The sequence below is a fragment of the Micromonospora sp. NPDC005220 genome, from assembly GCF_040607895.1.
GTDB lineage: Bacteria > Actinomycetota > Actinomycetes > Mycobacteriales > Micromonosporaceae > Micromonospora.
In genome coordinates this window covers 27,464-40,804 of sequence record NZ_JBEXHP010000027.1, presented here as the reverse complement: position 1 = coordinate 40,804, position 13,341 = coordinate 27,464, and the positions used below count along the sequence as shown (strand labels likewise).

The window sequence follows — 13,341 nt, the reverse complement described above, 5'->3', positions numbered from 1 at the left end:
TGACGCAACGGTGTTGATCAGGGGTGTTGCTGCCACCGAACATGGGCGCATGGAAACGCCCGCCGGCATCAGGCCGACGGGCGTTGGGTGGGCAAGCTCCCCCGATTGGACTCGAACCAATAACCTGCCGGTTAACAGCCGGCTGCTCTGCCAATTGAGCTACAGGGGATCGTGCTCCGCGCGACTTCGGATCTCCCCGACGCCGTGCGACGGGACAAGAGTACAGGACATCCCCCGGTGGTGGTCCAGTGGGTTCCCTCCCCACCGTCGCATTGACAAACAGGGTAAATCGCCATCCCGGCCCAAGCATGCTTGAGCGGAGAGCAGGATGGGTAGTTAGCTGCGGACAGAGGACGCAGGCGCGAACAGGTCGCCTTCCGACGGGGCAACTCGCCGGGGTGACGGCGCGTCAGGTACGGAAGGAGCCGCCATGCGCGGAAAGATCATGTTTCTTGGCGGGCTGGCTGCGGGATTCGTCCTGGGCGCCCGTGCCGGCCGGGAAAAGTACGAAGAGCTCGTGGTCCGGGGCCGCAAGGTGCTCGACCACCCGACCGTCCAGGAGGCGGCCGGGGTCGCGCAGGCCCAGGCCAACAAGCTCTACAGCGAGGGCAAGGACAAGCTCGGCCAGACCAAACTGGGCGAGAAGCTGGGCACCGGCAACGGCAGCACCGGCAAGCAGGAGTTGACCGCCGCCGACGACGCGTTCGCCGGCACGCCCGCCACAGTGGGCGCCAAGACGGGCACCAGCACGGTCGGCACGACCTCCGGGTCGCCGTCGTCCACCAACCCCCGCACCAAGCCGTCCGGCTCGGGCACGAACGCCAGCACGCTCTGACCAACCGCACGTAGACGGGCCGGTCGCCGCAGGGCGACCGGCCCGTGGTCTGTCCGGGGTGCGGTCAGTCCTTGCTGCTGAACGCCGCGTCGAAGGCGGCGCTCGGTGCGTCGAAGGCGAGCCGGCGGACGAACTGCAACGCCTCCGGGGCGCCAACCAGCCGGTCCATTCCGGCGTCCTCCCACTCGACCGAGATCGGGCCGGTGTAGCCGATCGCGTTCAACGCGCGGAAGCAGTCCTCCCAGGGCACGTCGCCGTGGCCGGTGGAGACGAAGTCCCACCCGCGACGCAGGTCGGCCCAGGGCAGGTGCGAGGCGAGCCGGCCACGCCGGCCATCGCCGGTACGCACCTTCGCGTCCTTGCAGTCCACGTGGTAGATCCGGTCGGCGAAGTCGAAGATGAAGTTCACCGGGTCCAGCTCCTGCCAGACGAAGTGCGACGGGTCCCAGTTCAGCCCGAACGCGGGCCGGTTGCCGATCGCCTCCAGCGTCCGCTTCGTCGTCCAGTAGTCGTACGCGATCTCACTCGGGTGCACCTCGTGCGCGAACCGCACGCCCACCTCGTCGAAGACGTCGAGGATGGGGTTCCACCGGTCGGCGAAGTCCTGGTAGCCGCGCTCGATCATCGACGGCGGCACCGGCGGGAACATCGCGAGGGTGTGCCAGATCGACGAACCGGTGAAGCCGACGACAGTCTTCACCCCGAGCTTCGCCGCCGCCCGCGCGGTGTCCTTGATCTCCTCGGCGGCCCGCTGACGAACACCCTCGGGCTCCCCGTCGCCCCAGATGCGGCCGGGCAGGATGTCCTGGTGCCGCTCGTCGATCGGGTGGTCGCAGACCGCCTGACCGACGAGGTGGTTGGAGATCGTGAAGACCTGAAGGTTGTGCTTTGCGAGGGTTTCCTTCTTACGCTCGATGTACGAGTCGTCGGCGAGCGCCTTGTCGACCTCGAAGTGGTCGCCCCAGCAGGCGATCTCCAGACCGTCGTAGCCCCACTCGGAGGCGAGCCGGCAGACCTCCTCGAACGGAAGGTCGGCCCACTGGCCGGTGAAGAGCGTGATGGGTCGCGCCATTGTCCTTCTCCCCTGTTGTGATGGGGATTCCATGTGCGGACCGGGGCGAGGGGTGACCGGACGTACGCGGCGTTCGGGCGGTCACCGGTGGGTGCGGAACACACCTGAGCCCCGGCGGGTTGCGCCTCCCACCAAGTCACCGGCCACCAGCACGGTCGCCGACCCCACCCTATTTCCGCACCACCCCATCCGGGAAGCCCCGTCCTCGGCCGATCATTCGACCAATTCCTCGGGCGCGGGCAGGACAGCCCGTACGGTGAAGCCGCCTCCGGCGCGCGGGCCGGCGGAGAACGTGCCGCCGAGCCGCTCGGCGCGCCGGCGTACCCCGAGCAGAAGCCGCCCGGCGGCCTGGCTGCCGCCGCCTGACGGAGCGGGACCGGCGCCCTCGTCGCGGACCTCGATGGTGATGCCCGCGGCGTCGTAGCGGAGGCGGACCCCGACCGGAGCGCCCGGCGCGTGCCGGCACGCGTTGGTCAGCGCTTCCTCGATGATCCGGTACGCCACCACGTCGACCGGGCCGGGCAGCGGCCGGGGTTGCCCGGCCATCGTCCACCGCACCGGTTGGCCGGCGGTGAAGCCCTCCACCAACGCGTCGAGACGGTTCAGGCTGGGCGCCGGCTCGGACGGGTCGTCGGTCTCCTCCGCCCGGCCCAGCGCACCGAGCAGCTGATGGCCTCGCGCCAGCACCGTCCCACGCCACTGCGCGAACAACCCCATGCAGGTCAAGGTACGGCAGCCGGCTGTGAGCCGGTCGGCGGCGTCCGCGCAGTGTGCCTGCCTCCGAATGCCCCGGCAGCGGCGGGCCGGCGGGCGAAGCGGTGCGAGCGTGATGCCTCTGAATCATCTTGATGACTCAGAGGCATCACGCTCGTTGGAGACACCGCTCGTCGCGCTTGTGCCGATGCGAGTGGCCGGCGGGGGACGCCAACCGGGCACGTCGGCGCTCAGGCGGCTGACGCGGAGGGGCCGACGACGTGGGCCGCCGCCCCTCCGGGGTCAGTCGGTCAGGGCAGGGTCCACTTCTGGTTGGCCGCGTTGAGGCAGGTCCAGAGGTGCACGATGGTGCTGTCGGCGGAGTTGTTGCCGGAGACGTCCAGGCACTTGCCCGACGACGGGTTGCGCAGGGTGCCGTCGGACGCCGCCGCCCAGTTCTGCGCGCCGCTGCCGTTGCAGGTCCAGAGCTGGATCTTGGTGCCGTCGGCGGTGCCGCTGCCGGAGACGTCCAGGCACTTGCCGAGCGCCTTGATCGTCGAGTTCGGCGTCACGGTCCAGGTCTGCGCCGCGCTGCTGTTGCAGGTGTAGATCTGGATCTGGGTGCCGTCGGCGGTGGCACCGCTGCGCACGTCCAGGCACTTGCCGGCGAGACCCTTGATCGGGCCGACCCCGGTGCTGCCCCCACTCCCCTTGACCAGGGTGAAGTCGTCCACGTCGAAGAGTCCAGTGCCGCTACCGGTGAAGGTCAGGTAGAGGTTCTGGGTGCCGGACGGGACGTTGGACAGCGCCGTGGTGACGTTGGCGTAGGTCGTCCAGCTGCCGGTGTTGGGCACCGCGACCGTGCCGAGCACCGGGCCGGTCGCCGAGCCGGTGCGCACCTGGATGCTGCCACCCGCGCCGCCGGAGACGACCCGGGCCGTGAACGAGGTGACCCCGGTCAGGTCGACCCCGTTGTACGCGGCCCAGTCGCCCGGCTCGATGTAGCCGAGGGTCTGCCCGCCGTTGGCGCCCGCCTTGGTGAACGCGGAGACGCCGTTGGCCGAGCTGAACGCCTCGGCCTGGATCGTGGTGTTCCCGGTCGGCGGCGGGGTGCCGCCCAGCTCCTTGATCCGGATGTTGCGGAAGTAGGCGTCGTCACCGGTGCCGTGGTTCTGGATGCCGATGTGACCGGCGAGTGAGCGGACCGGGTTGGTGTTGGTGAAGTCGTTGATCTTCACACCGTTGAGGAAGATCTGTAGCCGCTCCCCCTCGACCAGCAGCTCGTACGTGTTCCACTCGCCCGGCGCGTTCAGCGCCGCGTCGCGGGCGGCGATGTCGGCCGACTTGAACGTGTAGACCGCGCCGGTGGTGCGATCGGTCGCGTCGGTGGCGTCGATCTGGATCTCGTAACCGTTGTCCACCGCCGACCACGGGTCACTCGACGGTGGGAACCCGATGAAGATGCCGGAGTTGTCGTCACCGGCCAGTTTCCAGTCCAGCTTCAGCGAGTAGTTGGTGAACTGCTTGGCGTTGTACCAGAACAACCCCATCCCACCGACCGAGGTCAGGGTGGCGTCGGAGTTGGTGAAGCTACCAGGCCCGGCCTGTGACCAGCCGGCCGTCGAGCCGTTGAACAGCGGGGTGTAGCCGGTCTCGGGCCGGCAGTCGGCCTTGCTCCGACCGGAGGCGTACCGGATGCCGCCGAGCAGGTGGTTGCGGAAGTTCGGCTCCGCGTACGACGCCTGGGTGTGCCCCGCGCCGGTGTAGAAGGAGCGGCCACCGTTGTAGCTCTTGCACCAGCTCAGCGGGTGGTCGGCGCCCATACCGCCGCCGGAGTACGACGACTCGTCCAGGGTGGCCAGCACGTGCGCTGTCGACCGGGCGTTGGTGCGGTAGTTGTACCACTCGTCGGTGCGGGTCCAGGTCTGCGGCAGGTGCCCGGTCGCCGCGTGACCCCGGTCCTCCACCTTGATGTTGGCCTGCTGGATCGCCGGGTGCGAGGCGAACCACGCGCCCACCAGGTTGCCGTAGAACGGCCAGTCGTACTCGGTGTCGGCTGCGGCGTGCACGCCCACGTACCCGCGTCCCGAGGCGATGTACGACTCGAAGGCGGTCTGCTGGCTGGCGTTGAGCACGTCGCCGGTGGTGTTGAGGAAGACGACCGCCTCGTACTGGTTGAGATTGCTGGTGGTGAACGCGGCGGCGTCCTCGGTGGCGGTGACGGTGAAGTTGTTCGCCGCGCCCAGGTCGCGGATGGTCTGGATGCCGACCGGGATCGCGTCGTGCCGGAAACCGGCGGTCTTGGAGAAGACCAGCACGTCGTACGGGGCGTCGGCGGCGCTGGCCGGGGTGGCCGGGGTGGTGCAGGCGATGACGGCGAGTGCGGCCATGGCCGCACCGAGGACGGGTCGCAGGCGTCTGCGCATATCGCTCTCCTAATTGCGGTTAGGAGGGGCCCCTCGCACCACACTAGGCGTTGTCGAAGGGCCCCTCCCGCCAGCTCAGGGCAGGGTCCACTTTTGGTTGGCGGCGGCGGTGCAGGTCCAGAGGTGGACCACCGTGCTGTCAGCGGAGCTGTTGCCGGAGACATCGAGGCACTTGCCCGACGACGTGTTGCGGAGCGTGCCGTCGGCCTGAGCGGCCCAGTTCTGCGCGGCGGTGCCGTTGCAGGTCCAGAGCTGGATCTTGGTGCCGTCGGCGGTGCCACCACCCGACACATCCAGGCACTTGCCCAACGACTTGATCGTGGAGTTGGGGGTGACCGCCCAGGTCTGCGCGGCGCTGCCGTTGCAGGTGTAGATCTGGATCTGCGTGCCGTCGGCGGTGGCGGCGCCCCGTACGTCCAGGCACTTGCCACCGAGGCCCTTGATCGGCCCGGCCCCGCCGGCCGGGGGCGTCCCGGTGACGAAGGTGAAGGCGTCCAGGTCGTAGAGCGCCCCGGTGCCCGACCCGGCGAAGGTCAGGTAGAGCGTGGTCGTGCCGGTCGGCGGGTTGGTGATCGTCCCGGTGACCGTGGTGAACGTTTCCCAGCCGCCGGTCACCGGGACCGTGGCCGAGCCGAGCACCGTGCCGGTGGCCGAGCCGGCCCGAACCTGGAGGGTGCCACCGGCGCCCGCCGAGGAGACCCGGGCGGTGAACGAGGTCACGTTGCCCAACCGGTACGGCTGGAACGCGATCCAGTCACCGTTGTTGATGTCGCCGACGGTCTTGCCGCCCTCGGCCGGGGTCTTGCTGAACACGTTGATCCCGGACGAGGTGCCGTAGAACTCGGCCTGGCGGTGCCGCGGCGGCAGCGTGTGCTGGGTGTGCGTGGTCAGCCCACCGGCGTCGGTGTACTCGGCGTCGAAGATCGCGAAGATGTTCGCCGCGTCGTCGTGCTCACCGTCGACCGGGATGGTGATCGAGCCCGAGCAACCGGTCTTCGAGGTGATCTGGTGCCCGTGCTGGTCGTGCCCGAGCACGTAGGTCATCTTGACCTTCGTGCAGTCGATGGTGCCGTCCTCCGGGTCGGTCACCGTGATGCTGTAGGGCACCGTGTCCCCGAAGCTGAACAGCTGACCGTTGCCCGGGTTGTTGATCGTGACCGTGGGCGCGGTGTTGCCGACGCTGATCTGCACGCTGCTGCTGCCGGTGGCGCCCTGCGGGTCGCGAACCGTCAGCGTGGCGGTGTAGGTGCCGTTGGTGCTGTACGTCTTCGACGGGTTGGCGGCGGTCGAGGTGGTCCCGTCACCGAACGCCCACGAGTAGGTCAACGCGCCGCCCTCGGGGTCGGACGAGCCGGCCGAGGAGAAGGCCACCGTCAGCGGGGCTGCCCCGGACGTGCGGTTGGCGCTGGCCACCGCGGTGGGCGCCCGGTTGCCGCCGCCGACGTAGTCGAAGCGGTAGAGCGCCGAGTTGGCGTCACCGTTGAAGTAGCCGGTGCCGTAGTCGAGCACGTAGTACGCCCCGTCCGGGCCGAACGCCGAGTCCATCACCTGCTTGCCGACCCAGGGGAAGGTGTCGATGGCACCCCGGGAGCCGTCGGAGTTGACGTGGATCGGCTTGATCCAGCCTCGGCCGAACTCGGTGGCGAAGAACTGCCCGTCGAACGACTGCGGGAACTTGGTGGTGGAGGTCGACGAGGCGTTGTACCGGTAGACCGGGCCGCCCATCGGCGACTCGGAGCCACCGCCGAACTCGGTCGGGGTGCCGGCGTCACCGGCGTACCGGATCCAGGCCGGCTGGGCCGGCGGCAGGGTGGTCAGGCCGGTGTTGCGGAACGAGTTGTTGGTCGGCCCGCCCGTGCAGTTGTACTTCGCGCCGCTGGCGTTTGTCGCGAAGTCCCACTCGTTGTACGTCTCGGTGGTGGTGTTGGTGCCGGTGCAGTACGGCCAGCCGTAGTTGCCCGGTGCGGCGACCCGGTTGAACTCCACCTGGCCGGACGGCCCGCGGGTGGAGCTGGTGGAGCCGGCGTCCGGCCCGTAGTCACCGACGTAGACCACACCGGTGGCCTTGTCCACGCTGATCCGGAACGGGTTGCGGAACCCCATCGCGTAGATCTCCGGCCGCGTCTGCGCCGTGCCGGGCGCGAACAGGTTGCCCGACGGGATGGAGTACGTGCCGTTGGCGTTCACCTTGATCCGCAGGATCTTGCCGCGCAGGTCGTTGGTGTTGCCGGCGCTGCGCTGGGCGTCGTACGCGGGGTTGCGGTTGGTCCGCTCGTCCAGCGGCGAGTAGCCGGCCGACTCGAACGGGTTGGTGTCGTCGCCGGTGGAGAGGTAGAGGTTGCCGGCCGCGTCGAAGTCAATGTCCCCACCGACGTGGCAGCAGATGCCCCGGCTGGCCGGGACGTCGAGTACGTCGACCTTGCTGGACTGGTTGAGCGTGAAGTCCGAGTTGAGGGTGAACCGGGAGAGCCGGTTGACGCCGTTCCAGGCCGAGAAGTCGGTGCCGGTGGCCGGCGCGTCGCCGCTGGGGGTGGAGAGCGGCGGGGCGTAGTAGAGGTAGATGTACCGGTTGGAGGCGAAGCCCGGGTCGACCCCGACGCCCTGCAACCCCTCCTCGTCGTGCGTGTAGACCGACAGGGTACCGATCACGGTGGTGGTGCCGTTGGCGTCGGTGCGGCGCAGGGTGCCGTTGCGGGCGGTGTGCAGGACCGAACGGTCCGGCAGCACCGCCAGTGACATCGGCTCACCCATGTCGGTCACGCCGCGGGCCAGCTCGACCTGCTGGAAGTCGCTGGCGACGATGGTGTGTGCCTGTGCGGGAGCCGAGCCGGCGGCGAGGGTGACAGTGCCGGCGGCGACCGCCAGCAGCAGCGCTGATCCGGCGGAGAACCATCGTCGGGACCGATGTCTGGGAGCGTCCTTCATGGACATGTGTGCTGTCCCTTCCTGACGAGTGACTGCCAGGCCGGGCGCGCGCCGTCGCGCCGGATGCCGTAGCGGTGGTGGGGGGGGTCGATGGGTTGCCGCGCCGCCGGTTCACCTCGACGAAACATTGTCGTGTTGGTCACGACACTAAGTCGCACATGTCGATGTGTCCATACCTTCCGGCGGTTCAGCATCAACTTTTGTCGATCTGATCGAAAGTAGCCGGTCAGGCGCGTCGGTCGATCGCCTGCCCGGCCAGCGCAACCAGGGCCGCGCGGGCCTCGTCGGCCACCATGGCACTCTCCAGGGCGGAGAGCGCGGCCTCGGTCCGGACCCGGATCATCTGCTCGATCCGCTCCCGCGCGCCGGTCGCCTCGATGATGTCGCGCAGCTCCGCCGCGCCCTCGGCGTCCAACGCCGGGTTGCCGAACAGCTCCCGCAGCCGGATGGTCTGCGGCCGGTCGGCGGCGCTGCGGGCCAGCGCCATCATGACCGTGGGCTTGCCCTCACGCAGGTCGTCCAGGACCGACTTGCCGGTGACCGCCGGGTCCCCGAACACGCCCAGGACGTCGTCACGGAGCTGGAACGCGTCACCCAGCGGGTCACCGAACTCGCCCAGTTGGGCGATCAGCTCCGGGCCCGCGCCGGCCAGGGCCGCGCCGATCTGCAACGGCCGGGTGACCGTGTACCGGGCGGCCTTCATCCGGATCACGGTGAGCGCGCTGGCCACCGAGCCGTCGCCCACACCCGAGACCAGGTCCAGGTACTCCCCCGCGATCACCTCGGTACGCATCAGCGCGAACACACCGTACCCCCGGTGCACCTGCTCGGTGCTCAGCCCGCACTCGTGGAACATCTGATCCGACCAGGCGGCGCAGAGGTCCCCGCAGAGCAGCGCGGTGTTGCGGCCGTACGCCTCGGGGTCACCGCGCCACGACGAGCGGGCGTGCAGGTCGGCGAAGAGCCGGTGCACCGACGGCTCACCCCGGCGGCGGTCGCTGCCGTCCAGGATGTCGTCGTGGATCAGCGCGAACGCGTGGAACAACTCCAGGGCCGCCGCTGCCACCACGATCGGGGTGCCGTCGGCAGCCCCCGCGCCGCGCCAGCCCCAGTAGCAGAAGAGCGGTCGTAACCGCTTGCCGCCGGCCAGCACGAACCGTTGCAGCGCGGTGAACACGCCACGCGGCGCTCCATCCGGCCAGTCCGGGCCCTGCCGGCCGAGGAACCCGGCCAGCTCGGCGTCGAAGCGCGCCCGCAGCCCGCTGGCGTCGGTGGGCGCGACGGTGACCGTCATGCCCCCTCCCCCGTACCGCCCGGGCTCAGCCCGGCCAGCTCCAGCAGCAGCGCCTTGATCTCGGTGGCGGCGATCTTGTCCCGGGCCGCTGTCGGGTCGGAGCAGAGCAGCACCGGGGCGTCGGCCGGGTCGTCCGGCAGCCGCCCGTGCGAGCCCCGCACCGCCCGCGCGCCGGCGTCCAGGCCGACAGCGCTCATCAGGTACCGCATGCCGAGCTTCTTGCGGGCCAGCGCGACCCCGGCCCGAGCCTTCGCGGCGCCGGGGTTGGCTGGATCGAAGAACAGCTCGGCCGGGTCGTAGCCCGGCTTCCGGTGAATCTCCACCAGCCTCGCGAAGTCGGGTGCCCGGGCGTCGTCCAACCAGTAGTAGTACGTGAACCAGGCGTCCGGCTCGGCCACCAGCACCAGCTCGCCGGCGCGTGGGTGGTCCAGCCCGTGCGCGGCCTTGCCGTCGGCGTCGAGCACCTCGGCCACCCCGGGCAGCCCGGAGCAGAGCTTCGCCACCGCCGGCACGTCGGCCGGGTCCTTGACGTAGACGTGCGCGACCTGGTGGTCGGCGACCGCGAACGCCTTCGACGTCCACGGGTCGAGGTACTCCATGCCGGCCTGGGTGTGCACCCGCAGCAGCCCCTCGCTGCGCAGCAGCCGGTTGACGTCGACCGGCCGGGACACGTCGGTGATGCCGTACTCCGACAGCACCACCACTGTCGCGTCGCGGGCCCGTGCGGCGTCCAGCAGCGGGCCGAGGACGGCGTCCAGCTCGGCCGCCGCGGCGGCGGCCTGGGCCGACGACGGGCCGAAGCGTTGCAGGTCGTAGTCCAGGTGCGGAACGTAGACCAGGGTCAGGTCGGGCGACACGTCGGCGAGGATCTGCTCGGCCGCCTGGCAGATCCACCGCGACGACGGCAGCCCGGCGGTTGGCCCCCAGTAGGTGAACAGCGGGAACGTGCCCAGCCGTCCGGTGAGCGCGTCGTGCAGCTCCGGCGGGTCGGTGTAGCAGTCCGGCTCCTTCCGGCCGTCGGCGTAGTAGACCGGGCGGGGCGTGACCGTCCAGTTGACGTCCGCGCCCATGGCGTACCACCAGCAGACGTTGGCCACTGTGTAGCCCGGTTCGGCCCGACGGGCCGCCTGCCAGAGCTTGTCCCCGCCGACCAGCGCGTTGTGCTGCCGCCACAGCAGCACCTCGCCCAGCTCCCGGAAATACCACCCGTTGCCGACGATCCCGTGCCCGCTGGGCGGCTCGCCGGTGAGGAAGGTGGACTGCACCGAGCAGGTCACGGCGGGCAGCACGGTGCCCAACTCGGCCCGGAAGCCACCGTCGGCGACACCCCGCAGTCGAGGCATGTGCGCCAGTAGTCGGGGCGTCAACCCCACCACGTCGAGGACCACCAGTCGCCGGCTCATCCCGTCACCCCCATGCTCACGGTTCGCTCTGTGGTCAGGCCGAGGCCGACCAGTTCGTCTCGGGCGAAGGCCAGCTCCGCGGCGATGCCGGCGGCCAGCTCCGCGTCGGTGCCGGGCCGTCGTGCGGCGGGCAGCACCCCCCAGGTGTACGTCTCGACGTCGAGATGGTCGCAGCCGGCGGTCTCGCTCTCGAAGAGCGCTCTCAGCGCTGCGCGCAGAACGGGCAGGGTCGAGCCGAGCGGTTCCTCGGGCGGGGCGTGCAGGGGCACGTGGTAGTGCACCCGCCACGGGCCGGGAAGCTCCCGGTCCAGCGCCTCGTCCAGGTCGTCGGCCGCGTACGCCGGGTCGGCCGGGTCGGCCAGGCCGGCGCAACCGGCGCCCCGGGTCTGGTGCAGGAAGCGGGGCTCCACCCAGCGGCGCAACGCCTCGGCCCCACCCTCCGGGTCGGCGGCCTCGACGGCGGCCGACACCTGCACCTTCACCACCGGCAGTCCGGCCGTCCGCAGTCGGTGCAGCGCCTCGGCCGGCTCCTCCCAGGCGCAGGCCAGGTGGGCCAGGTCGAGGCAGACACCCAGTCGATCGGTGTCCATCCCGGACAACAACGCGGCGGCCTGGCCGGTGCTCTCCACCACACAGCCGGGTTCCGGCTCGAAGGCGACCCGCACCTCACGGCCCGTGTCCCGCTGTACCGCTGCCAGGCCGGCGGCCAGCTGGTCCAGCCGGTGTCGGGCCGCGTCGGCCCGGCCGGTGTCCCACGGTCGCCGCCAGGCCAGCGGCAGGGTGGAGATCGAACCCCGGGCCGCGTCGTCGGGCAGCAGGTCGGCGAGCACCCGGGCCAGATCCACTGTGTACGTGAGGCGCTGCTCGGTGGTCCAGTCCGGGTGGTACACGTCCTGCTTGACCACCGGGGCCTGGAAGGCCGCGTACGGGAAGCCGTTGAGGGTGACCACTTCCAGCCCGCGCGCGTCCAGCTCGGTGCGCAACCGGCGGCGCAGCGTCGGGTCGGCGGCCAGCTCGGCGGCGACCGGGGCGGCCAGCCACAGGCCGAGCCCGAGCAGGTCGCTGCCGAGCGCCTCGCGGACCGGCACCGCGTAGGTGTCCAGTTGACCGAGGATGCCGGCGAGGTCCTCGGCGGGGTGCACGTTGGTGCAGTAGCCGAGGTGGACGGTTTCCCCGCCGGCATGTCGCAGCCGCATCAGCTGCCGCCGCGCAGGATCGAGTTGCCGGTCTGCGGGTCCACCGCGGTGGGCTCCTCCACGTCGCTGAGGTCGAGCCGCCCGGACTGCCCGTAGAACTCCACCGGGTTTCGCCACAGCACCTTGTCGACGTCGTCGTCGCTGAAGCCGGCCGCCAGCATCGCCTCGCCGGTGGCCCGGGTCAGCAGCGGGTCGGAGCGTCCCCAGTCGGCGGCCGAGTTGACCAGCATCCGTTCGGTGCCGTACGCGCGCAGCAGCTCCACCATCCGCTGCGGGGTCATCTTGGTGTCCGGGTAGATGGAGAAGCCCAGCCAGCAGCCGCTGTCCCGGACCAGCTTGACGGTCACCTCGTTGAGGTGGTCGACCACCACCCGGCCCGCGTCGATGCCGGACTCCGCGACCACGGCGAGGGTCCGCTCGCATCCGCGCGCCTTGTCCCGGTGCGGGGTGTGCACCAGCGCCGGCAGCTCGTACGCCACCGCGAGGGCGAGCTGCGCCGCGAACGCCTCGTCCTCCTCCGGGGTCATCGAGTCGTAGCCGATCTCCCCGACCGCCACCACCGCGTCCTTGTCCAGGTAGCGGGGCAGCAGGTCGAGGACGGGACGGCAGCGCGGGTCGTTGGCCTCCTTGGGGTTCAGCGCGATGGTGGCGAAGTGGCGCACCCCGAACTGCCCGGCCCGGAACGGCTCCCAGCCGATCAGTGAGTCGAAGTAGTCGGTGAAGGAGGCGGCGCTGGTACGCGGCTGACCCAGCCAGAACGCCGGCTCGACCACGGCGCGTACGCCGGCGGCGGCCATCCGTTCGTAGTCGTCGGTGGTGCGTGAGGTCATGTGGATGTGGGGGTCGAAGATGCGCATTCACGCCTCCCGGGGCAGTGCGGCGGTGAGCCGGTCGAGCAGGTCGGTGGCGTCGGCGGGCAGCTCCCGGCCGGCGGCGTGCCGTTCGGCGGCCAGCGCGGCCAGCATCTCGGCCAGCTCGCCGTCGGCCCGGGCGTCCAGGTCGGCCACGGCGGCCAGCGGGACGCCGCTGAACACGCACTTGAGCACCGCCTGCCGCCAGGCGGCCGGGTCGAGGTGCCGCGCGTACGGGCCGAGCGCGGCGGCGACCAGCCGGGTGTCGTTGGTCCGGATCGCGTCGTGCAGCAACGGCACCCCGTCGGCGCCGATCGGCAGCAGCGGCAGGGCACGCAGCACGGCTCGTCGTTCGGCCGCGTCGCCGTGCTGGTAGAGCCGCTCGGCGTACACCGCGTGGTCGCCGGGCAGGCTGGTGAGCAGCAGCACCCGGGCCGCGTCGTCGGCGGTCCAGCCGGGGGCGTCGGGCAGCGCGGCTCGACCGCAGCGCCGGCCGACGGCGGGGAAGAGCCGGGTGATCGCGGTGGGCTCGGCCGTGACCCGGCGCAGCGCCGTGTCCAGCCAATCGGGATCGGGTACGCCTCCCAGCGCGGCCCGTAGTGAATCCGGTGTCATCCCGTCTCCTCCCTCTTGCTGCTCCAGGCGC

At 70.8% G+C, this 13,341-nt stretch carries 10 protein-coding genes and 1 tRNA gene; 1 reads left to right on the top strand and 10 read right to left on the bottom strand.

The features are described 5' to 3' along the window. Positions 1-96: 96 nt before the first annotated feature. Positions 97-169 (bottom strand) — tRNA-Asn (locus tag ABZU52_RS13965). A gap of 261 nt (positions 170-430) precedes the next feature. Here ABZU52_RS13965 and ABZU52_RS13960 point away from each other — a divergent pair. After that, on the top strand, positions 431-835 hold the full coding sequence (locus ABZU52_RS13960; protein ID WP_354971423.1) for a hypothetical protein: 405 nt from the start codon (positions 431-433) through the stop codon (positions 833-835). A gap of 64 nt (positions 836-899) precedes the next feature. On the opposite strand, the gene ABZU52_RS13955 is transcribed toward ABZU52_RS13960, so the two are convergent. From ABZU52_RS13955 to ABZU52_RS13915, 9 genes are all read right to left on the bottom strand, one after another. Further along, positions 900-1,907 carry a sugar phosphate isomerase/epimerase family protein gene (locus ABZU52_RS13955; RefSeq protein WP_130403531.1) on the bottom strand — a complete coding sequence of 336 codons (1,008 nt, stop codon included), beginning with the start codon at positions 1,905-1,907 and terminating at the stop codon, positions 900-902. Positions 1,908-2,120: 213 nt separating this feature from the next. Further along, the gene (locus ABZU52_RS13950) at positions 2,121-2,624 is read right to left on the bottom strand and encodes an ATP-binding protein (RefSeq protein WP_354971422.1); all 504 of its coding nucleotides are present in this window, start codon (positions 2,622-2,624) and stop codon (positions 2,121-2,123) included. A gap of 287 nt (positions 2,625-2,911) precedes the next feature. Next, positions 2,912-5,026, bottom strand: a complete 2,115-nt coding sequence (locus ABZU52_RS13945) for a ThuA domain-containing protein (protein ID WP_354971421.1) — start codon at positions 5,024-5,026, stop codon at positions 2,912-2,914. 75 nt (positions 5,027-5,101) lie between these two features. Beyond that, positions 5,102-7,957, bottom strand: coding sequence for a PQQ-dependent sugar dehydrogenase (locus ABZU52_RS13940; protein WP_354971420.1), 2,856 nt, complete (start codon positions 7,955-7,957; stop codon positions 5,102-5,104). A 220-nt stretch (positions 7,958-8,177) separates the two neighbouring features. Further along, positions 8,178-9,245 (bottom strand): polyprenyl synthetase family protein, encoded by a 1,068-nt coding sequence (locus tag ABZU52_RS13935; RefSeq protein WP_354971419.1) that lies wholly within the window; start codon positions 9,243-9,245, stop codon positions 8,178-8,180. Continuing rightward, positions 9,242-10,648: a nucleotide pyrophosphatase/phosphodiesterase family protein gene (locus ABZU52_RS13930; protein ID WP_354971418.1), complete on the bottom strand. Its 1,407-nt coding sequence runs from the start codon at positions 10,646-10,648 to the stop codon at positions 9,242-9,244. Before ABZU52_RS13930 ends, ABZU52_RS13935 begins: the two co-directional genes overlap by 4 nt. Further along, positions 10,645-11,844 (bottom strand): metabolite traffic protein EboE, encoded by a 1,200-nt coding sequence (gene eboE, locus ABZU52_RS13925; protein ID WP_354971417.1) that lies wholly within the window; start codon positions 11,842-11,844, stop codon positions 10,645-10,647. Before eboE ends, ABZU52_RS13930 begins: the two co-directional genes overlap by 4 nt. Next, positions 11,844-12,701, bottom strand: coding sequence for a TatD family hydrolase (locus ABZU52_RS13920; protein WP_354971416.1), 858 nt, complete (start codon positions 12,699-12,701; stop codon positions 11,844-11,846). The genes eboE and ABZU52_RS13920 overlap by 1 nt, the downstream gene beginning before the upstream one ends. Continuing rightward, positions 12,702-13,310: an EboA domain-containing protein gene (locus ABZU52_RS13915; protein ID WP_354971415.1), complete on the bottom strand. Its 609-nt coding sequence runs from the start codon at positions 13,308-13,310 to the stop codon at positions 12,702-12,704. Positions 13,311-13,341 lie beyond the last annotated feature (31 nt).